At 66.9% G+C, this 19,254-nt stretch carries 18 protein-coding genes and 1 other RNA gene; 12 read left to right on the top strand and 7 right to left on the bottom strand.

Annotation, left to right across the window (positions count from 1 at the left end; translation table 11 throughout):
* Positions 1 to 81: 81 nt before the first annotated feature.
* Both G7045_RS11495 and G7045_RS11490 read right to left on the bottom strand, forming a co-directional pair.
* A complete protein-coding gene (locus G7045_RS11495; protein WP_166159766.1) occupies positions 82 to 699 on the bottom strand; it encodes a class I SAM-dependent methyltransferase in 618 nt (205 codons plus the stop codon).
* Positions 696 to 2,099: a DUF2130 domain-containing protein gene (locus tag G7045_RS11490; protein WP_166159765.1), complete on the bottom strand. Its 1,404-nt coding sequence runs from the start codon at positions 2,097 to 2,099 to the stop codon at positions 696 to 698. Before G7045_RS11490 ends, G7045_RS11495 begins: the two co-directional genes overlap by 4 nt.
* Before the next feature lie 58 nt (positions 2,100 to 2,157).
* Between G7045_RS11490 and rnpB the strand changes: the two genes are divergently transcribed.
* Positions 2,158 to 2,625, top strand: an RNA gene (rnpB, locus tag G7045_RS11485) — RNase P RNA component class A.
* Positions 2,626 to 2,992: 367 nt separating this feature from the next.
* Positions 2,993 to 5,119 (top strand): bifunctional diguanylate cyclase/phosphodiesterase, encoded by a 2,127-nt coding sequence (locus G7045_RS11480; RefSeq protein ID WP_166159764.1) that lies wholly within the window; start codon positions 2,993 to 2,995, stop codon positions 5,117 to 5,119.
* Between the two features lie 40 nt (positions 5,120 to 5,159).
* On the opposite strand, the gene G7045_RS11475 is transcribed toward G7045_RS11480, so the two are convergent.
* From G7045_RS11475 to G7045_RS11460, 4 genes are read right to left on the bottom strand one after another with little or no spacing between them, the layout of a single operon-like run.
* Positions 5,160 to 5,354 (bottom strand): type II toxin-antitoxin system VapB family antitoxin, encoded by a 195-nt coding sequence (locus tag G7045_RS11475; protein WP_166159763.1) that lies wholly within the window; start codon positions 5,352 to 5,354, stop codon positions 5,160 to 5,162.
* Positions 5,355 to 5,414: 60 nt separating this feature from the next.
* On the bottom strand, positions 5,415 to 6,185 hold the full coding sequence (locus G7045_RS11470) for an rRNA pseudouridine synthase (protein WP_166159762.1): 771 nt from the start codon (positions 6,183 to 6,185) through the stop codon (positions 5,415 to 5,417).
* The gene (locus G7045_RS11465) at positions 6,182 to 7,843 is read right to left on the bottom strand and encodes an MBL fold metallo-hydrolase (RefSeq protein WP_166159761.1); all 1,662 of its coding nucleotides are present in this window, start codon (positions 7,841 to 7,843) and stop codon (positions 6,182 to 6,184) included. Before G7045_RS11465 ends, G7045_RS11470 begins: the two co-directional genes overlap by 4 nt.
* Positions 7,844 to 7,845: 2 nt before the next feature.
* A complete protein-coding gene (locus G7045_RS11460; protein ID WP_166159760.1) occupies positions 7,846 to 8,235 on the bottom strand; it encodes a DoxX family protein in 390 nt (129 codons plus the stop codon).
* 104 nt (positions 8,236 to 8,339) lie between these two features.
* Between G7045_RS11460 and dapF the strand changes: the two genes are divergently transcribed.
* The 3 genes from dapF (at position 8,340) to G7045_RS11445 (ending at position 10,969) form a co-directional block, all read left to right on the top strand.
* A complete protein-coding gene (dapF, locus tag G7045_RS11455; RefSeq protein ID WP_166159759.1) occupies positions 8,340 to 9,218 on the top strand; it encodes a diaminopimelate epimerase in 879 nt (292 codons plus the stop codon).
* 5 nt (positions 9,219 to 9,223) lie between these two features.
* Positions 9,224 to 9,910 carry a DUF484 family protein gene (locus G7045_RS11450; protein WP_370521637.1) on the top strand — a complete coding sequence of 229 codons (687 nt, stop codon included), beginning with the start codon at positions 9,224 to 9,226 and terminating at the stop codon, positions 9,908 to 9,910.
* A gap of 93 nt (positions 9,911 to 10,003) precedes the next feature.
* Positions 10,004 to 10,969, top strand: a complete 966-nt coding sequence (locus tag G7045_RS11445) for a tyrosine-type recombinase/integrase (protein ID WP_166159757.1) — start codon at positions 10,004 to 10,006, stop codon at positions 10,967 to 10,969.
* On the opposite strand, the gene G7045_RS14840 is transcribed toward G7045_RS11445, so the two are convergent.
* Positions 10,960 to 12,666, bottom strand: coding sequence for a sensor histidine kinase KdpD (locus tag G7045_RS14840; RefSeq protein WP_166159756.1), 1,707 nt, complete (start codon positions 12,664 to 12,666; stop codon positions 10,960 to 10,962). The two genes, G7045_RS11445 and G7045_RS14840, sit on opposite strands and share 10 nt — an antisense overlap.
* Positions 12,667 to 12,758: 92 nt before the next feature.
* Here G7045_RS14840 and G7045_RS11435 point away from each other — a divergent pair, with 92 nt between their 5' ends.
* From G7045_RS11435 to mraZ, 7 genes are all read left to right on the top strand, one after another.
* Positions 12,759 to 12,989, top strand: a complete 231-nt coding sequence (locus tag G7045_RS11435) for a hexameric tyrosine-coordinated heme protein (RefSeq protein ID WP_166159755.1) — start codon at positions 12,759 to 12,761, stop codon at positions 12,987 to 12,989.
* 90 nt (positions 12,990 to 13,079) lie between these two features.
* The gene (locus G7045_RS11430; RefSeq protein WP_166159754.1) at positions 13,080 to 14,114 is read left to right on the top strand and encodes a GTP-binding protein; all 1,035 of its coding nucleotides are present in this window, start codon (positions 13,080 to 13,082) and stop codon (positions 14,112 to 14,114) included.
* Between the two features lie 211 nt (positions 14,115 to 14,325).
* On the top strand, positions 14,326 to 14,817 hold the full coding sequence (gene dksA, locus G7045_RS11425) for an RNA polymerase-binding protein DksA (protein WP_166159753.1): 492 nt from the start codon (positions 14,326 to 14,328) through the stop codon (positions 14,815 to 14,817).
* 50 nt (positions 14,818 to 14,867) lie between these two features.
* The gene (locus G7045_RS11420; protein ID WP_166159752.1) at positions 14,868 to 16,574 is read left to right on the top strand and encodes an STAS domain-containing protein; all 1,707 of its coding nucleotides are present in this window, start codon (positions 14,868 to 14,870) and stop codon (positions 16,572 to 16,574) included.
* Between the two features lie 50 nt (positions 16,575 to 16,624).
* Positions 16,625 to 17,173 (top strand): ATP-dependent protease subunit HslV, encoded by a 549-nt coding sequence (hslV, locus tag G7045_RS11415; RefSeq protein ID WP_166159751.1) that lies wholly within the window; start codon positions 16,625 to 16,627, stop codon positions 17,171 to 17,173.
* A gap of 66 nt (positions 17,174 to 17,239) precedes the next feature.
* Complete coding sequence (hslU, locus tag G7045_RS11410) at positions 17,240 to 18,556, top strand: ATP-dependent protease ATPase subunit HslU (protein WP_166159750.1); 1,317 nt, start codon at positions 17,240 to 17,242, stop codon at positions 18,554 to 18,556.
* Between the two features lie 266 nt (positions 18,557 to 18,822).
* Positions 18,823 to 19,251: a division/cell wall cluster transcriptional repressor MraZ gene (gene mraZ, locus G7045_RS11405; protein WP_166159749.1), complete on the top strand. Its 429-nt coding sequence runs from the start codon at positions 18,823 to 18,825 to the stop codon at positions 19,249 to 19,251.
* Positions 19,252 to 19,254: the final 3 nt, after the last annotated feature.

Genomic DNA, 19,254 nt, shown 5'->3' with positions numbered 1-19,254 from the left:
GTAAGCGCTGCATTTTGTACGAGTTCTTCTGCGCTGGCGGGCATATCCATATGCCTGCTGCGCCGCAAGTGCAGCCAGGGTTCAGGGCTTGCGCGCCGTCAGCAAAAACAGCGGGTAGCTGCGCCCGTTTTTGTGCTGCACCTGCAAAATTTCCTTCAGCGCAACGTCGCAAAAGCCGGCCTGTTCGGCCAGCGCCTGCAGCGCCTCGGGCGCAAAGCCCAGATGGTGCACGCCCTTGGCGGCGTTGTCGCCGTGAAAGCTGCCATCTTCGGCGTACAAATCCACCAGCGCCACGCGAGCGCCAGGGCGCAGCAGGGCAGCAAAGGCGCGCAGCAGCGCGGCGGTGTCGGCCACGTGGTGCAGCGCCATGGCGCTGACGATGGCGTCTTGCGGCGCCAGGGTGCCCGGCGGCAGGGCAAAAATGTCGCCCTGCAGCGCGGTGATGTTGGCGTGGCCTTTTTCGGTCAGCACCTGCAGCATGGCGGCGGAAGTGTCCAGTGCCATCACCTGCGCCACCAGCGGTGCGATCTGCGCGGCCAGCAGGCCGGTGCCGGCGCCAAAGTCCAGCACATGATCGGTGGCGGCCAGCGGCACGGCGGCCAGCAGGCGCGGGGCGATGGCGGCCATTTGCTGCGACATGGGGCGCTGGTCCCAGTCGCGCGCGGCGGTATCGAAGTGGGTGGGGGCGGTGGTGTTCATGTGGGGCTGTTGGTGTTGCGCAGTTCGGCAAATTTGGCCGTCATGGTGGGGTTGTTGCGGGTGAGTTTTTTCAGCGTCACGTCCTGCGCCTTGTCGTTGGCCAGGCGCAGGTTGCGGTCGGCGCCCAGCAGGGCGTCCTTGGTTTTCTGCAGGTGGTCTATGGACTTGTCGATCTCGTCGATGGCGGTGGCAAAGCGGCGCGACGCCAGCTCGTAGTTCTTGCCAAAGGCGCTTTTGAAGGATTCGAGCTGGTCTTCGAACTGCGTGATGTCGATGTTCTGCGCCTTCACTTGGGCCAGCTCGCTCTTGTACTGCAGCGCGTTCATGGCGGCGTTGCGCAGCAAGGTGATGAGGGGGATGAAGAACTGCGGCCGCACCACGTACATCTTGGGGTAGCGGTGCGAGACATCGACGATGCCGCCGTTGTACAGCTCGTTGTCGCCCTCCAGCAGTGACACCAGCACGGCGTATTCGCAGCCCTTTTCCTGGCGGTCCTTGTCCAGTTCCTTCAAAAAGTCTTCGTTCTTTTTCTTGGTGGCGGTGGCGTCGGCCTCGTTCTTCATCTCGAACATGATGGAGACGATTTCCGTGCCGGCCTCGTCCACGTCGCGGAAGATGAAATCGCCCTTGCTGCCGCTCTTGGCGTCGTTGTCTTTTTCAAAGTAGGCGCGCGGGAAGGCGATGGCGCGAATGCGGTTGAACTCGACCTCGCAGTGCTGCTCCAGCGTCTCGCCCAGCATCTTGGTCGATAGGCGCGATTTGAGGTCGCGCAGGCGCTCGATGGTGTCCTCGCGGTCGCGCAGCTGGGTTTCGTACTTGTCCACCAAAGATTTTTCTGCCAGTTGCTTTTCCAGCGCCAGCTGCTTGAGGCTGCTGCCCAGCTCGTCGCGCTCGCGCGCCACGGCGCCCACGGCCTCGGTCACCGCCAGCTGCTGGGCCATGCGGCTGGCGTCGAGCTGGCTCTTGAGCTGTTGGATTTGCGCCTCCTGGGCGGCGCGGTTTTTTTGCAGCTCGGCCAGCCGGGTGGCGTCGGCCAGCTGCAGCGCGCTTTGCTTGTCGATACGCGCCTGCGCCAGTTCGTGCGCCAGGCCGTCGCGCTCTTTTTCGATGGCGCGCAGGGCGGCAGCCACGGCCGCGTCGCGCTCGGTCTGGCTGGCATCGAGCCGGGCCTGGAGCGCGCTGATCTCGGCATCCTTGCTGGCGGCGGCCTGCTGCAGCGCGCTGGTCACCCGCGCCTCGGCCAGCTGCACGGCGCTTTTCTTGTCGCGCTCGGCCAGCTCCAGGCGCTCGTGCAGCTGGTGCTGAAAGTCTTTGTCACGCACCTGCTTGAGGATGTCGGCGTAACCGGCCTCGTCGATCTTGAACGCCTTGTGGCAGTGCGGGCAAATGATGTCGTGCATGGTGTTTTGCGGTGGATTGACGGATGGCAGCGCCGTCATCAAGGATAATCGCCCCCGTGAAGCCCACCAGACCGCCGCTGGTGCAAGTGCCGAAAGGCCGCACTGGAGGAACGTCCGGACTGCAAAGGGCAGCGTAGCAGCTAACGGCTGTCCACCGTGAGGTGAGGATCAGAGCAACAGAGACGAGTCGAGACGGGTAGCAAGCCACCGACGGTGTTCTATCGGTCGCCCGCGCAAGCGGGCCAGGCTGGCGCAAGCCAGACGGTTTGCGGCGTAAGCCGCAAAGACCATAGCCACCCGAAGCGGGCGGCGCCCGCTTCGGGTGAAACGGGCAATCTCTACGCGCAGCAACACCAAGTAGGCACACGCTGAGCGGCGCAGTTCGCTGCGGTGTTCTCCCCGGGGCCCCCGGGTCGTGTGCGGGTAGGTGGCATCGAGCCGGTGGGGCGACCCCCGGCCCAGAGTAATGGCGGTCACGCGCGGGCAACCGCGTGCACAGAATCCGGCTTATCGGTGGGCTTCACACTTTTTCGATCAAAGTCGTCGATCGCTGCCGTCATCGATTCCAGGCCGCGCAGCAGGCGCGTGCCCAGGCGCTGCTGGCCGAGGGACGCCTGAGTTTTGCCGATGTGGCCGCCGGATCCGGGTTTGCCAATAGCACCCTTGTCGCAAGCTTACAAGCGCTGGCATGGCGTGGCGCCGAGTCGGGGGCGAAAAGCAGCCGGATAAAGAAACACCGTTCCATGCACACGAAGGAAGGTGATGTGCCTGTGTTGGAGCTTTGTGTCACACACTGTGACAAAGGCAGTACCATGCGCTCCATTCTTTTTTGCCCAGTGCCCAGTGTTCAGGCCGCTACGTCAAGCCCATCCGCAGGACTTTGCAATACCACTATGCCCCGCAATACCCAGGCACCAGCAGACGAGCGCCTGCACCAGGAGCTGCAGCAGCTCAAGGAGTTCATGAACCACCTGCCCGTGGTGGTGTACCACTACCGGCTCGAAGAGGGGCAGCGCCCCCACCTGCTCTATATGAGCGAAGGGGTCGAGCGCCTCATAGGTGTTTGCGCCGCCGACGCCATGGCCGACCCCATGAACTTGTTTTCGCGTATCCACCCGGAGGATTTGCCGCGTTTTTTGGAAGCCGATCGCCAAGCGTCGCAGGCGCGGGCAGCGTTTTCAGAGGAGATTCGCTTTATCCTGCCCGATGGCGAAGCGCGCTGGTTTCATGCCAGTTCCATACCTTTGACAGCAGCCGATGGCATCACCACCTACCACGGCTTTATCGAGGACATCACCCAGCGCAAGCACGATGCCTTGCGCGTGCAAGAGAGCGAGTCGCTCTTGCAGCAAATTTTCGACACTTCCAACGTCGCCATCTTCCTGGTCGATCGCCAGGGCACCATCACCCGCGCCAATGAATCCATGGCCCGCATGTTCCAGCGGCCCTGTGCGCAAATTGTGGGCAGCCCCTACGTTTCGCTGGTGCACCCGGATGAGCACGACGTGTCGCACCAAAAAATGCTGGCGCTGCTGGAGAGTGACATCGATCAGGTCGATCTCGATCGCCTGTACTGGCGCAGCGATGGCAGCACGTTTTGGGGCAATCTCAGCGGCAAGCGTTTTCACGACAGCCAGGGGCAAGACCGGGGGCTGCTGGGCGTCATCATGGACATCACCGTACGCCGCCAGGCGCAGGAGGAAATCCGCAACCTGGCGTTTTACGACCCGCTCACGGGCCTGCCCAACCGCCGCCTGCTGCTCGACCGCATCGAGCACGCCAGCGCCAGCTGCACTCGCAGCAGCGCGCATGGGGCGGTGGTATTCATTGACCTGGACAATTTCAAAACCCTCAACGACACCCTGGGCCACGACACGGGCGACCTGCTGCTGGTGCAGGTGGCGCAGCGCCTGCGCGAGTGCGTGCGCCAGGTCGATACCGTGGCCCGCCTGGGGGGCGACGAATTCATCGTCTTGCTGACGGATTTGCATGAGCAGCCCACCCAGGCGGCAGCGGAGGCCGAGGGCGTGGGCCGCAAAATCGTGCAAGCCCTCTCGGCGCCCTACCAGTTGGGGCCGCACGCGGTGCGCAGCACGCCCAGTTTGGGGGTGGCGCTGTTCCATGGCGGCCGCACCCAAATTGACGAACTGCTCAAACAGGCCGACCTGGCCATGTACGAGGCCAAGGCTGCAGGGCGCAACACTCTGCGGTTTTTTGACCCCCGGATGCAGGTAGCCATCAACGCCCGCGCAGCCATGGAAAAAGCCCTGTACCGGGCACTGGAAAACGGTGAATTTTGCTTGCACTACCAGCCGCAGGTGAATGCGCAGGGACGGTGCATGGGCGTGGAAGCCTTGCTGCGCTGGGAAAGTCCGGAGCTGGGCAGCGTCTCGCCCGCAGTGTTCATACCGATTGCTGAGGAAACGGGGCAGATTCTGGCCATTGGCCGCTGGGTGCTGGAGCAGGCGTGCCGCCAGCAGGCGCTGTGGCAGCGCGACGGCCTGACCAGTGGCTTGGAAGTGGCGATCAACGTGAGCGCACGCCAGTTTCGCGCGCCCGATTTTGTGCCGGTGCTGGCGCAGACCATTGCCGCCACGGGCGCCCACCCGGCACAGCTGAAGCTGGAGCTGACCGAGAGCCTGCTGCTGCAGGACATGGACGAATGCATTGCCCGTATGCACAGCCTGCGCGAGCTGGGGGTACGGTTTGCGCTGGACGATTTTGGTACGGGCTATTCGTCGCTGGCCTACCTCAAGCGCCTGCCGCTGTCGCAGCTCAAGATCGACCAGTCCTTTGTGCGCGACATCCTGAACGACGCCAACGACCGCGCCATCTGCCAGGCCGTGATTGCCCTGGCGCACAGCATGGGCCTGCGCGTGATTGCCGAAGGGGTGGAAACAACCGAACACTGGCAGATGCTGCGCCAGCAAGGCTGCGCCGAGGGGCAGGGCTACCTCTTTGCCCGTCCCATGCCCGCGCATGGGTTGCAGCAGTGGCTGGGCGGCAAGCTGTCTGGATAACGTTTGCGGTAGCGGTATCGAGCATGGGGCAAAAAACGGGTCAGTGCGGCGCAGGCAGGGCGGGCTGGTAGCCCACGCCCAGGCGCTGGGCCTGCTCGGCCAGGCGTTGCCCGGCCTGCACGCGCACAAAGGTTTCAACGGCAGTGCGAAACAGGTCGGCCTTGTCCAGCTCAGGGCCGGCCAGCTCCAGCGCGCGCTGGTAGAGCTGGTCGTCGATGGTGACGATGGTGCGCATGGTGGCCTTTCATCAGAACGGGCATCTTAATGCGTCAATTGGATGCGAGGCTGGCCAGGGTCAAAACCGCTCCCACCCCTGCAAATACCGCCACTGCCCCTCGGGCACCTTGGCCAGCGGCACGCGGCCGATGCGGATGCGTTTGATGGCCAGCACGCGCAGGCCCACGGCCTCGCACATGGCCGGGATCTGGCCGGGGCGGATGCCCTTGAGCGCGAAGCGCAGGCGCGTTTCGTTCTGCCAGCTCACCTTGATGGGGGGCAGCGGCCTGCCGTTGAACGAGAGGCCGTGGCAGAGTTTTTGCAGGCCGCCCTCGGCGATCTGGCCGGCCACTTCCACGATGCATTCCTGCTCCAGCGTCTCGATGTCTTCCTGCAGCTTGCGTGCGATGCGGCGGTCTTGCGTGTAGACCACCAGGCCGCTGGCGGGTGTGGGCAGGGGCGTGAAGCATTCGAGCTGCTTGAAGTGGCGCAGCAGCACCTTGGTGCCGGACGCGTCCTCGGGCAGGTGGGATGCCGCGCTCAGCAGCGTCAGGGCTGCGGGCGCGCCCTGGCTGCGGCTGCTGTGCGCGGCGTGGCCGGCGTCCAGCCCCAAGCCGGCTTCATAGCCCGGGGGCTTGTGCAGCAGCAGGGTGACGGGGGTCAGCTCCAGCAGGCTGGCGTCTGGCGCCAGTGCCACGCGCTGCTGCGGCGCGACGCGGGCGCCGGGCAGCTCGACCACCTGGCCGTCCACGCTGACCCAGCCGCCTTCGATGTACTGCTCGGCCTCGCGGCGCGAGCAGGGGAGTTCTTGCGCCAGGCGCTTGGCCAGGCGGGTGGTGTCGTCGGTCATGGTGTGGGCAGGGATTGCAGGCGTTCGATGTGGGCGCGCAGCGAGCGTTCGGCCACCGGCCAGAGGGCGCGCGGGGTGTCGGCGTAGGCCAGGGCGAGCCAGTCTTGCAGGCTGCCGCCGGGGCATTGTTCGAGTGCGGCGCGCACCTTGGCTTCGCGTGCCAGGCGGTGTGCGCGCAGGTGGGCGATGGTGCTGCGCGCCTGGTGCAGCACGTGGCCGTGGGCCGGCACGATGAATTCCACGCCGTGCGCGGCACACAGCGCATCCAGGCGCGCGAGCGAGTCGAGGTAGGCGGTCATGTTGCCGTCGGGCGGGTCGATGACGGTGGTGCTGCCGCTGAGGATGTGGTCGCCCGAGAACAGCAGCGCGTCCTCGCGCAGCAGCAGGCACAGGTGGTTGGCGGCGTGGCCGGGGGTGTGGATCACTTCCAGGGTGTGGGTGATTTTGCCATCTGGCCCTTGTCCAGTCAGCGTGAGTAGCTCATTATTTTGTAGCACACGGTCGGGCTGAAACTGGCTGTTGGCGCGTGCCGTAGGTTGCGATGGCAGGCCCAGGATGGGCGGTGCGGTGCGCCCGGCCTGCACGCACAGCTGTTGCAGCGGCGCCGCGCCGGGGGCGTGGTCCTGGTGCGAGTGGGTGCAGACGATGGCGCGGATGTCGCCGCCAGCGGCCTGCCACAGGCGCTGCACGTGGCCGGCGTCGGCCGGGCCGGGGTCGATGGCGATGAAGCCGGTGGCCCGCTCGCCCACCAGGTAGCTGTTGGTGCCGGGGCCGGTCATCAGGCCGGGGTTGGGCGCCGTCAGGCGCAGCAGGTTGCGCAGCAGCGGCATGGGGCGTTCGCTTTGCCAGTCGAGCGCGTGCGCGACCTGGCCGTCGGGGCAGACCAGGGCGAGTTCGCCATAGGCCGGCTCGTGCTCCATGAAGCGCGTTTCCTGGCCGTTTTTCAGGCCGCTGCGCGGGCAGCTGGCCCACAGCGGGCCGGCGGCGACGGCGGCGAGCACGGCGGCGCTGTCGGCGTAGGCGGCAAGGCGTTCGAGCGTGCGCACCGTGGGGTAGATCATGGCGAAGCGGCCTTCGGCGTGCTGCGCCAGCGCCTCTTGCGGGCGCACCCAGCAGGGCTCGAACTGCTCGGTTTCGTCGGCCTGCGCCGTCTGCCCGGGGGGCATGGCGGCGACGAAGAAGGGCACGGCAAAGCGCTTGGGCAGGCTGCGGTCGGCCGTCCAGTGCGCCAGCGGCCACAGGGCGTCGGCCGCCAGGCGCAGGCCGTGCGCCTGGCATTGCGTGGCCAGGTGGGCGTGGCGATCGAGCCGTGCGATGTCGGCGGCGCTGGCCCAGCGGCCATCGGCGTGGCGCGCCAGCAGCAGGCCGAGCTCTTCAAAGCTCTCGCGGATGGCGGCCAGGGCCTCGGTCAGCGCGGTGCCGGCCTGCCCGGGGCGCGCCTGCGCCTGGGCGTGGGCGTGGGCGGTGCTGTCCTGGGCCTCGATGCCGCCGCCGGGGAAGACGTAGGCGCTGGGCGCAAAGCTGGCGCCGGCGGCGCGGCGCGTCATCAGCACCTGCAGCCGGCCCTGGGCGTCGTCGCGCAGCAGCAGCACGGTGGCGGCTGCCAACGGTGTGGCCGGCGGCTGCGCCGGGTGCAGTTGTTGGTGGGGGCGCGGCATGGTCATTTGCCCGGTTTGGCCGTGAGGGCGATGGTGAGCGCGCCCACCAGGTAGAACGCCTGCAGCTCCAGCGCCCAGCCGCCGGTTTTGCTCAACTGCAGCCAGTCGCCGGGGTGCACCAAAATCAGGGCCACGACCATGTTGACGACGACCAGCAGCGCCGCCGGCACCACCCAGTAGCCCACCAGCAGCAACAGCGGCGCCACGACTTCGCCCAGGTACACGGCGTAGGCCAGGGCGCCGGGCAGGCCGTGGCGCACCACCTGGCCTTCGATCCAGCCGATGCCGTAGCGCAGCTTGGCAATGCCGTGCAGCAGCAGCAGCAGGGCCAGGGTGACGCGCAGCAGCAGCGCGCCCCATTGGGGTTGGTGCAGGTGGTGCCAGAGTTTCATGGGGCGGGCAGGGGTGCAAAGCGGTTGGGTTGGGGACGATAAACCAAATCCCCCCGGAACGTGTGCGTCGCCGCGCTGGCAGATGCGGATAATGTGCGCCCATCATGCAAATCCGCTTTACCAAAATGCAGGGCGCGGGCAACGACTTCATCGTGCTCGACGAAACCCGGGGCCGCCTGGGCCTGTCGGCGGCGCAGTACCGCTGGCTGGCCGACCGGCATTTCGGCATCGGTGCCGACCAGATTTTGAGCGTGCGCGCGGCGCCGGCGCCGGGCCTCGATTTTGAATACGTGATCCACAACGCCGACGGCGGCGAGGTCGAGCAGTGCGGCAACGGCGCGCGCTGCTTTGCCCGCTACGTGCGCGACAAGGGCCTGACCGACAAGGACCGCATCCGCGTGCAGACGCGCGCCGGCGTCATCGCCCCGCGCCTGAACGCCGATGGCCGCGTCACCGTCGATATGGGCTGCCCGCGCCTGCTGCCGGCGCAGCTGCCGTTTGCCACCGACGGGCTCGTGCCCCAGACCCAGGGCGAGGGGCAGATATGGCCGCTGACGCTGGGTGGGCTTGCGTCAGCAGCTACTGTTTCGATAGCGGTGGTGTCCATGGGCAACCCGCACGCGGTGCTGCTGGTGGACGACACCGACAGCGCCCCGGTGGCCGCGTGGGGGCCGCTGATCGAGTCGCACCCGCGCTTTCCCGCGCGCGTCAACGTCGGCTTCATGCAGGTGCAAAGCCGCCGCCAGATCCGCCTGCGCGTGTACGAGCGCGGCGCCGGCGAAACCATGGCCTGCGGCACCGGCGCCTGCGCGGCGGTGGTGGCCGGTATCCGCCTGGGCCTGCTCGACGCCGAGGTCGATGTGCACACGCGCGGCGGCCTGCTGACCATCGCCTGGGCCGGTGGCGCCAGCGACGCTGTTTTCCTCACCGGCCCCGCCACCACGGTGTTCGAGGGCCAGATTGAATTGCCAGACCTGTTATGACGACCATGGACACATCTTCTTTGCCGCCGCTGTCGGAAAACGACATTGCCGCCTACCTGTGCAACACGCCGGCGTTCTTCCAGCGCCACGCCGAGGTGCTCGCCAGCATCACCATCGCCAGCCCGCACGGGCAGCGCGCCGTCAGCCTGCACGAGCGCCAGGCCGAGCTGCTGCGCGAAAAAATCAAGGGCCTGGAGCAGCGCGTCATGGACATGGTGCGCCACAGCAACGAGAACACCGCCATCGCGCAAAAAATCCACGCCTGGGCCTGCACCCTGGCGCGCTGCATCGCCCCGGCAGACCTGCCGCAGGTGCTGGCGCAGGGCATAGAAAACGCCTTCGACGTGCCGCAGGCCGCGCTGCGCGTGTGGGACGTGGCGCCGCAATACCAGGGCGCCGCCTTTGCCCAGGGCGCAAGCGAAGATACGCGCGCCTTCGCCACCTCGCTGACCATGCCGTTTTGCGGCCCCAACCTCGGCTTTGAAGCCACCGCCTGGCTGGCCGACGCGAGCAGCGTGCAGTCGCTGGCGCTGCTGCCGCTGCGCGAAGGCGGCATCGACAGCACCACGCCCGCCTTTGGCCTGCTGGTGCTGGGCTCGCCCGACGCGCAGCGCTTTGACGCCACCATGGGCACCGACTTCCTGGCGCGCATGGCCGAGCTCGGCAGCGCCGCCCTGGCGCGTCTGCGCTAGCAAAACAGGAGCTGGTAGCGCTTGCTGGTGCTTGGTTTGCAGTCTATTTGGCTTGCAAACCAAGGCAGAACAAGCGCTAGCAGCTATCTTTTGATGAGCGCCGCCGCCCTGCCTGAGCTGGCCGAGCAGTACCTGACCCACGTGCGCGTGGAAAAACGCCTGGCACTGCGCACCCAGCAGCTGTACCGCCAGGATTTGCTGCGCCTGCAGGCGCTGGCGGCGCAGGCCGCGCCCGGCGTGGCGCTGCTGGCGCTGACGCCGGCGCAGCTGCGTCGCTGCCTGGCGCAGATGCACGCCAGCGGCCGCAGCGCGCGTGGCGTGGGTTTGATTTTGTCGGGCTGGCGCGGGTTTTATGCCTGGGCCGTGCGCCAGGGCCTGGCCGAGCACAACCCGGCCCTGGGTCTGCGCGCGCCGCGCGCGCCCAAGCCGCTGCCCAAGGCGCTGGCGGTCGATGAGGCCGTGGCGCTGGCCGACTTTGCGCCCAGCGCCCGCGCCGACCCCTGGGAGGAGGCGCGCGACGGCGCCCTGGTTGCCCTGCTCTACGGCGCCGGTTTGCGCGTGGGCGAGCTCGTCAGCCTCGATTGCCAGGCCAGCGCCGAGGCCCAGGCCCAGGGGCGCGGCTGGATCGACGCCGACAGCGGCCTGGCCCACGTGCTGGGCAAGGGCGCCAAGCGCCGCAGCGTACCCGTGGGGCGCGCTGCGCTGGTGGCGCTGGCGGCCTGGCTGGCGCAGCGCAGCGCGCCGTTTGCGCCGGGCTGGGCCGAGCCGGCGCTGTTCGTCGGCCGGCGCGGCGCGCGCCTGTCGGCGGCCTCGGTCTGGGCGCGGGTGCGCGCGCGCAGCCAGCTGGCGGGGCTGTCCAAGCCGGTGCACCCGCACATGCTGCGCCACTCGTTTGCCAGCCACCTGCTGCAGTCCAGCGGCGACTTGCGCGCCGTGCAGGAGCTGCTGGGCCACGCCAGCATCACGACGACGCAGGTGTATACGCGGCTCGATTTTCAGCACCTGGCGCAGGCTTACGACCAGGCGCACCCGCGCGCGCGCAAGAAGAATCAGGACTGAAGGGCCGCCTGCAGCGGCAGGCGGATGTGCACGCTGGCGCCGCCGTTGGGGTCGTTGGCGGCGTCGAGCTGGCCACCGTGCTCTTGCACGATGCTGCGGCAGGCGGCCAGGCTCAGCTGCCCCGCCAGGCGCGGCCCGGGCAGCAGCGGCAGTGCCGTGGGGGCAAAGCCCGGGCCCTGGTCGTGCACGCACAGGTGCAGGTGGCGCGCGTCGGGCGTCGGCTCGGCCAGGATGTGGATGGTGCGGCCCTCGGGCGAGTGGCGGATGGCGTTGCCCAGCACGTGGCGCAGCACCTCCGCCAGCTGTTCGGGATCGACGCGCGCGGGCAGCGGCGCGCGCCCGAGCTGCAGCTTGAGCGGAAGCTGCTTGTCTTCGAGCAGCGGGCTCAGTTCGGTTGCCATGTTCTCGATCAGCTCGCGCATGTCGCAGGTCTCGAGCGGGTCGTGTGCCAGCGGTGGCGGGGTGGCGGTGGCTGGGGCAGTGGCGGGCTCTGCGCTGCGGGGTGCGACGAGCTGACCCGAGAGCGCCTGCAGCTCGGCCAGGGCGTCTTGCTCCTGGCGGTCTTGCTCCGCATCCTGGGCCGGGGTGAAGATGGCGTGGGGGTGGGCGCTGGCGGGCGTGGGCGGCTGCGCTGCGAGCTGGCCCGAGAGCGATTGCAGCTCGGCCAGCGCCATTTGCTCGTGCACTTCGCGCAGCGCTTCTTGCTGCGCTTGCTGGCGCAGCTGCTGGTGTTGTTGGGTGCGTTGCTGCGCCTGCCGTTGGCGCCGCCACAGCCAGGCCCCGGCGCCGCCCAGCAGGCCGATGCCGCCGAGCAGCCACCACCAGGGCGAGGGCGTGGGCGCGGCAGCGGGTGGGCGGGCAGGTGCGGCAATGGGCGGCGCGGGTTGTGTGGCGACGGCGATCAGCGGCCAGTGCGCGGCGCGGCTCCAGGCGCCCAGCAGCGGGCCCTGGGGGCTGTCCAGGGGGCCGTAGCGGCCTTCGGCGACGGCCATGGCGCCGTCGGCAAACACCGGGTTGGCGCGCAGGCTCGGGCCTGGTGGCGGCGTGGCGGCGGGGGTTTGCAGCAGCAGGCTGCCGTCGCTCAGGGCCAGCTGCACGGTGGTGCCGGCGGCGCTGCCTTCGAGCAGCTGTTGTTGGTAGTGCGCCAGCGCCGAGGGGCGCAGCTGCGCCAGCAGCAGGGCGCTGCTTTGCGGCCCCCATTGCACGCGGCGCAGCAGGGGGACGTAGCCCTCGTCGGGCGGTGCGGGCGGCTCCGTCAGGCGCCCGGGTTGCCAGGGGCCGATGGCCAGCGGGCCTTCTTGCACCAGGCTGGGCAGGAGTTGCTGCAGGTCGGCGCGCCGGCCTTGTTCGGCGGTGCGGGTCGAGGCCAGCACCAGGCCCTGCATGTCCAGCAGCGCCAGGCCGTGCAAGAACGGCAGGCGCTGCAGCGCCTGGGCCTGCTGCGCCTGGTGTTGGCCCAGGGCGTGGGGCGCCTGGCGCAGGGCCTCGGCCAGGTCGGCGAGGGCGCGGTCGGTGGCTTCTATCAGCTCGCTGGCGTGGGTTTGCGCCACGCGGGCGAGCAGGGGCAGGGGGCTGGCGGCGCTGTCCGCTGCCATGGCGGCGCCGGCCCAGGTGCTGGGCAGGGCCAGGCAGTGGGCCAGTAGGCGGCGGCGGGGGAGGCAGTGGAGCAGGGGCACGGATGGGGTAGCTGCAGACATGGTGCGGCTATAGGGAGGTGGTCGTGGCAGTTTATGCCAGGGTGTGCACAATCGCTGCTCCCACGTTGTTCCCCCACCTCAAGGAGAAACCCATGGCCGATACCTGGCTCATGTCTTTGATCACCGATACCCCGCAGCAGGGCTACGAGCTGGCGATCACGCTCAGCCGCCGGGGCGTGAAGTACACCCAGCCCGATACCGAGGTGCTGCACAAGTTGCGCCCGGAGTACGCCAACGACCACGCTGCGCTCACGGCGGCGTCGCAGGTCATCGCCATCAACTTCCAGACCGTGGCGGCTGCAAACAACTACTGGCGTAAATAAATTCGCTCTAAAAATGATAGCTTCTGGCGCTGGCACGGCGGGCTTTGCAGCCGCTTTGCCAGCGTCTGTTTTTGGTGAAGATTGACTCCCATGGCGCAAATCCCAGCAACCATCCTCACAGGCTTTCTTGGCGCGGGCAAGACGACGCTGCTCAAGCGTGTGCTGACCGAGGCCCACGGGCAAAAAATTGCGGTGATCGAAAACGAGTTCGGCGCCGAAAATATCGACAACGACATTCTGGTGACCGACAGCCAGGAGCAGATCGTGCAGATGAGCAACGGCTGCATCTGCTGCACCATCCGCGAAGACCTGCGCGAGACGCTGCAGCTGCTCGCAGCCAAGCGGCGCAAGGGCCTGCTCAATTTTGATCGCGTGGTGATCGAAACCACCGGCCTGGCCGACCCCGGCCCGGTGGTGCAAACGTTTTTCATGGACGACGAGATTGCCGAGACGTATCTGGTCGATTCCATCATCACCGTGGTGGACGCCAAGCACGCCAACCAGCAGCTCGACGAGCGCCAGGAGGCGCGCCGCCAGGTGGGCTTTGCCGACCAGATTTTTCTCTCCAAGACCGACCTGGTGAGCGCCGAGGAGGTGCAGGCACTCACGCACCGCTTGAAGCACATGAACCCGCGCGCGCCCATCGAGGCGGTGCACTTCGGCCAGGTGCCGCTGGCGCGGGTGCTGGACTTGCGCGGCTTCAATCTCAATGCCCGGCTCGACATTGATCCGGACTTTTTGCAGGGTGGCGAAGGCACTGACCATGGCCATGAACACGGGTATGAACACGGCCCGCATTGCCAGCACCTGCACCACCACCATCATGACGACGACGTCAAGAGCTTTGTCTTTCGCGCCCGCCAGCCGTTCGACCCGGCCAAGCTCGAAGATTTTCTGGGCGCCATCGTCAACGTCTATGGCCCGCGCATGTTGCGCTACAAGGGCGTGCTGCACATGAAGGGCACCGAGCGCAAGGTGATCTTCCAGGGCGTGCACCAGCTCATGGGCAGCGACCTGGGGCCGCAGTGGGGCGCCGATGAAGAGCGCCTGAGCAAGATGGTGTTCATCGGCATCGACCTGCCGCGCGACATCCTGGAGCAGGGTTTGCTGCAGTGCTTGGTGTAAACCAGCAGGCATTTATGGTGCATTGACCGCAGCCCTGGGGCCCAGCGCCCCCAGGGCTGGCTACAATCGCGCCGCCGCGCAGGCTGGCCCTCCCTGGCCCCGAGCCCCTGCGCGCTTCTGCCCGGGCATCTTCCCGTTTGGCCCGATTGACCGTACCATGCTTGGCACTGGCGAGGCGCTTAGCCCTCGCCGCCAGCGACCTATAAATACCATGCCTACGACCTTGCAAGCCAAGCCCGTCCCCGCCAAGCGCGATCCCAAGCTGGCCAACCAGTGGAAGACCAAAAGCGCGGAGGAACTGACGGATGAAGAAGTCCTCGCCATGCCCGATGACGAGTACATGAACGAGAAGCAGATGGCGTTCTTCCGCCACAAACTCGTGCAGCTCAAACAGGACATGCACAACAACGCCGGTGAAACCACCGAGCACCTGCGCGAAGACACCGTGGTGGTGCCCGACCCGGCCGACCGCGCCACCATTGAAGAAGAACACGCCCTGGAGCTGCGCACGCGCGACCGCGAGCGCAAGCTGCTCAAGAAAATCGAGCAATCCATCGCCCGCATCGACGCTGGCGACTACGGCTACTGCGACGAAACCGGCGAGCCCATTGGCGTGGGCCGCCTGCTCGCGCGACCCACGGCCACGCTCTCGCTCGAAGCGCAGCAGCGGCGCGAGCTGAAGCAAAAAATGTTTGGGGACTGAGATCGCGCCATGCGGCCACCGTGCGTGGCCGCAAGGGGAGCTGCTGAACTATGAGCCAGGAAGAACCCAACGCCGGTGGTTTGCTGTCGAAGATGGTGCGCTTTGTACGCAACCCGACCGTCAACTGGACCGAGCTCGACAACATCGAAGCCGAGCGCGAGAGCCAGTACAGCAAGCAAATGCTCAAGGAAATGATCGAGCGCAAGCGCCGCAACGATTTCGTGCGCAAGCGCGAGTTCGACCAGCTGCGCAAGCTGCGCCAGCGCGGCAGCGTTGCCAGCCAGCGCACCGAAGACCCGATGGCGCGCCCCTCGTTCTTCCAAAGCAGCATGACCTCGCCCGGCGAGCGCGCCGTCACGCTCAAAAAGATCGACGAGATCGAGGCGCAGATGTCACAGCAGTGGTGGAAAAACAAGCCCACCACCGGCATGGGCAGCACGGCGCCAATGTCGTTGCCTTCTGAGCCGATCACCGCCCCGTTTTTATCGACAGCGCCGCTGTCCACCATCGCCGCCATGCCGGCGACGGTGCAGCCGCTGTTTACCGAAGAAGCGGCCCAGGCAGCGCCTGGCCGGTCATCGGCACCGGCGGCCCCCCCCCTGGTGCCATCCCCGGCGCCGTCCCCGGTGGCCACTGTGGCGCCGCCCCCCCCCGCTGAACCGGAGGTGTTTGTGCACGAGCCCGATCTGGAAGAGGCAGCCATTCGCTTTGCCAGCGGCGACCACGAGGGCGCCGAGGCGGGGCTCAAAGAGGTGCTGGCCCAGCACCAGCAGGACGATCCGCAGCAGCAATTCGATATCTGGATGACGCTGTTCGACCTGTACCGCGCCACCGGCCTGCGCGAGCCTTTCGAGGCCCTGTCGCTTGATTTTGCGGCGCGTTTTAGCCGTTCGGCGCCGCTGTGGTTTTCGCTGCCCGAGCAGTTGGGCGCAGCGGCTGCGCCGGCCAGCACCGATGCGGTCCCTGCCGTGCCGGCGCGCAGTTTTAGCTGGAGCGCGCCGGGGGCCTTGACCTTGCAGTCGATTGCCGCCTTGCAGGCCACGCTCGCCCGCGCCGCAGCGCCGTGGACGCTCAACTGGGCGCGGCTCATGACCATCGACGAAGCCGCCCTGCCGGCGCTGACCAAGCTCATGGGCCAGTGGGCTGACCAGGACGTGCAGCTGCAGTTCAACGGTGTGGAGGCGCTGGCCAGTCTGCTGCAGAGCAAAACCGTCTCGGGCGAGCGCGCGCAGCACACCGATTGGTGGCATTTGCGCATGGCGGCGCTGCGCCTGATGGGGGCGCTCGACGAGTTTGAAATGGTGGCGCTCGATTACTGCGTCACCTACGAAGTCTCGCCGCCTTCCTGGGTCGTGCCGCGCTGCAGCTACGCCGGCGACGACGGCCAGGTATCGGGCCAGGCGGGGGCAGCGCCGGCGCCCGAGAGCTTGTTGCAAGAGTCGCAGTTTTCCCCCTCGGCGCTCTTGCAGGAGCCCGAAGCCCCGCGCCCGCGCCTGTCGGGCGTGATCGAGGGCGACGCCGAGCCGCTGCTGGCGCCGCTGTTGGCGCTGGTCAAGCCGGGGCAGCCCCTGTTGATCGGCTGCGAGCAACTCGTGCGCGTTGATTTTCCGGCTGCTGGCTCGGTGCTCAACTGGGCGGCCGAGCAGCAGGCGGCGGGCCAGGCGGTGCAGTTCATCAACCTGCATCGTTTGGTGGCGGTGCTGTTCAACGTCATCGGCATCAACGAGCACGCCTGGATCGTGCCGCGCAAGAATTAGGCGCCGTCGCCCCTTGTGAAAACCGGTAGTCGCCCCCATTTGCGGCGGCTATGGAACAGTTTCACGGCACCACCATCCTCAGCGTCCGCCGCACCTTGGCGGACGGCAGCGTTCAAGTCGCCATCGGCGGCGACGGCCAGGTCACCCTGGGCCACATCGTCGTCAAGGGCAGCGCGCGCAAAGTGCGCCGGCTCTACCATGGCAAGGTGCTGGCCGGTTTTGCCGGCGCCACGGCCGATGCCTTCACGCTGTTCGAGCGTTTTGAAGCCAAGCTGGAAAAACACCAGGGCCACCTGACACGCGCCGCCATCGAACTCACCAAAGATTGGCGCACCGACCGCGTGCTGCGTCGCTTGGAGGCCATGCTGGCCGTGGCCGACGCCAGCGCCTCGCTCATCATCACCGGCAACGGCGACGTGCTCGAACCCGAGCAGGGCATCGTCGCCATCGGCTCGGGCGGCGCCTACGCCCATTCGGCGGCCAAGGCGCTGCTGAACAACACCGAGCTGCCAGCGGCCGAGATTGTGAAAAAGTCGCTGGAGATTGCCGGTGAGCTGTGCATTTACACCAACATGCATCACACCATCGAAATACTTTGATTTGCTATCATTTTAATAGCTGCTTGCGCTTGTCTGATAAGCGCTAGAGCCTGTTTTGGTTTGAATATGTCCTCCATGACCCCCCCGGAAATCGTCTCTGAACTCGACCGCCACATCGTCGGCCAGCAGGCGGCCAAGCGTGCTGTGGCGATTGCGCTGCGCAACCGCTGGCGCCGCCAGCAGGTCGATGCCGGCCTGCGCGCCGAGATCACGCCCAAGAACATCCTCATGATCGGCCCCACCGGCGTCGGCAAGACCGAGATCGCGCGCCGCCTGGCGCGCCTGGCCGATGCGCCCTTCATCAAGGTCGAAGCCACCAAGTTCACCGAGGTCGGCTACGTCGGCAAGGACGTGGACGCCATCATCCGCGACCTGGCCGAGGTGGCGGTCAAGCAGCTGCGCGAGCAGGAGATGAAGAAAAAGCGCGCCCACGCCGAAGATGCGGCCGAGGAGCGCATCCTCGACGTCCTCATCCCGCCTGCGCGCACCGGCGAGGCGGCCACGGACAGCACCGCGCGCCAGGTGTTCCGCAAGAAGCTGCGTGAGGGCCAGCTGGCCGACAAGGACATTGAAATCGACCTTGCCGACGCGCGCCCGCAGGTCGAGATCATGGGCCCGCAGGGCATGGAGGAAATGGCCGAGCAGCTGCGCGGCATGTTCAGTCAGATGGGGCAGGAAAAACGCCGCACGCGCAAGCTCAAGATCGCCGAGGCTCTGAAGCTGCTGACCGACGAGGAGGCGGCCAAGCTGGTGAACGAGGAAGAGATCAAAACCCGCGCCCTCGCCAACATGGAGCAAAACGGCATCGTCTTCATCGACGAGATCGACAAAGTCGCGTCGCGCCAGGAGGCGGGCGGCGCCGAAGTCTCGCGCCAGGGCGTGCAGCGCGACCTGCTGCCGCTGGTCGAGGGCACGACGGTGTCCACCAAATATGGCATGGTCAAGACCGACCACATCCTGTTCATTGCCTCGGGCGCGTTTCACCTGGCCAAGCCCAGTGACCTGATCCCGGAGCTGCAGGGGCGCTTTCCGATCCGTGTCGAGCTGGGCTCGCTCTCGGTGCAAGACTTTGAGGCCATCCTGACGCAAACCCATGCCAGCCTGGTCAAGCAGTACCAGGCGCTGCTGGCGACCGAAGGCGTGCAGCTTGATTTCACGCCCGAGGGCATCACGCGCCTGGCGCAGATCGCCTTTGACGTCAACGAGCGCACCGAGAACATCGGCGCGCGCCGCCTGGCCACCGTCATGGAGCGCTTGCTCGACGAGATCAGCTTTGGCGCCACCGGGCTGTCGGGGCAGACGATCGTCATAGATGCAGACTATGTAAACAAACGTCTGGATACATTGAGCCAGGACGAAGACCTGTCGCGCTTCATCCTCTGAGCCCCGAGAAAACCCGCCCTGGGGTTTGAAGGATTCACATCCATAGCCTTGCCTAAGTGTCTACTGGGCAAGGTTTTTTGTTTTTCTTCGGGGCTGCTTTTGTGGCCCTAAGTCCTTGATTCCATTGCAAAACCTTGGGGATGCGTAATCCCCCTTATGACGTTTTCCTGCTACAGTGGAAGAAAGTGCAATGAAGTGGTGAAAAGTGCCGCCACGGCCCCGCAACAGGGCCGCGAGGGAGGCCAACAAGGCGGAAAGCAATCTCTGTGTTTCAAGGAGCGTCATCGTTGAGTCTGGATGCGAAGGGGCGGCTGTCTGTGCCGACCCGGCATCGTGACGCCCTGGCGCAGCAGGCGCAGGGCCAGCTCACGCTCACCAAGCACCCCGACGGCTGCCTGATGGTGTTCCCGCGCCCGGCCTGGGAGCAGTTCCGCGAGCGCATTGCCAAGCTGCCGATGCAGGCGCATTGGTGGAAGCGCATCTTCCTGGGCAACGCCATGGACGTGGAGATGGACGGCACGGGCCGCCTGCTCGTCGCGCCCGAGCTGCGCCAGGCCGCCGGCCTGAGCAAGGAGGCGGTGCTGCTGGGCATGGGCGAGTACTTCGAGCTCTGGGACAAAGCCACTTACGACGCCAAGGAGGCACAGGCCATGCAGGCCGAGATGCCGGATGTTTTTAAAGATTTTTCGTTCTGAGGG

Origin of the sequence: Acidovorax sp. HDW3, assembly GCF_011303755.1 — a bacterium.
In the GTDB taxonomy this organism is placed as follows: Bacteria; Pseudomonadota; Gammaproteobacteria; order Burkholderiales; family Burkholderiaceae_C; genus Paenacidovorax.
Note: the sequence above shows the minus strand (reverse complement) of the source record. Positions and strands in the feature narration are given on the sequence as shown.

Excerpts from the sequence above, each read along its gene's own strand:
- dapF (WP_166159759.1), top strand. The coding sequence starts at position 8,340 with ATGCAAATCCGCTTTACCAAAATGCAGGGCGCGGGCAACGACTTCATC.
- G7045_RS14840 (WP_166159756.1), bottom strand. The coding sequence starts at position 12,666 with ATGTCTGCAGCTACCCCATCCGTGCCCCTGCTCCACTGCCTCCCCCGC.
- G7045_RS11435 (WP_166159755.1), top strand. The coding sequence starts at position 12,759 with ATGGCCGATACCTGGCTCATGTCTTTGATCACCGATACCCCGCAGCAG.
- G7045_RS11490 (WP_166159765.1), bottom strand. The coding sequence starts at position 2,099 with ATGCACGACATCATTTGCCCGCACTGCCACAAGGCGTTCAAGATCGAC.
- hslV (WP_166159751.1), top strand. The coding sequence starts at position 16,625 with ATGGAACAGTTTCACGGCACCACCATCCTCAGCGTCCGCCGCACCTTG.
- dksA (WP_166159753.1), top strand. The coding sequence starts at position 14,326 with ATGCCTACGACCTTGCAAGCCAAGCCCGTCCCCGCCAAGCGCGATCCC.
- G7045_RS11430 (WP_166159754.1), top strand. The coding sequence starts at position 13,080 with ATGGCGCAAATCCCAGCAACCATCCTCACAGGCTTTCTTGGCGCGGGC.
- G7045_RS11470 (WP_166159762.1), bottom strand. The coding sequence starts at position 6,185 with ATGACCGACGACACCACCCGCCTGGCCAAGCGCCTGGCGCAAGAACTC.
- G7045_RS11460 (WP_166159760.1), bottom strand. The coding sequence starts at position 8,235 with ATGAAACTCTGGCACCACCTGCACCAACCCCAATGGGGCGCGCTGCTG.
- G7045_RS11475 (WP_166159763.1), bottom strand. The coding sequence starts at position 5,354 with ATGCGCACCATCGTCACCATCGACGACCAGCTCTACCAGCGCGCGCTG.
- G7045_RS11450 (WP_370521637.1), top strand. The coding sequence starts at position 9,224 with ATGGACACATCTTCTTTGCCGCCGCTGTCGGAAAACGACATTGCCGCC.
- G7045_RS11480 (WP_166159764.1), top strand. The coding sequence starts at position 2,993 with ATGCCCCGCAATACCCAGGCACCAGCAGACGAGCGCCTGCACCAGGAG.
- G7045_RS11420 (WP_166159752.1), top strand. The coding sequence starts at position 14,868 with ATGAGCCAGGAAGAACCCAACGCCGGTGGTTTGCTGTCGAAGATGGTG.
- hslU (WP_166159750.1), top strand. The coding sequence starts at position 17,240 with ATGTCCTCCATGACCCCCCCGGAAATCGTCTCTGAACTCGACCGCCAC.
- G7045_RS11465 (WP_166159761.1), bottom strand. The coding sequence starts at position 7,843 with ATGCCGCGCCCCCACCAACAACTGCACCCGGCGCAGCCGCCGGCCACA.
- G7045_RS11495 (WP_166159766.1), bottom strand. The coding sequence starts at position 699 with ATGAACACCACCGCCCCCACCCACTTCGATACCGCCGCGCGCGACTGG.
- G7045_RS11445 (WP_166159757.1), top strand. The coding sequence starts at position 10,004 with ATGAGCGCCGCCGCCCTGCCTGAGCTGGCCGAGCAGTACCTGACCCAC.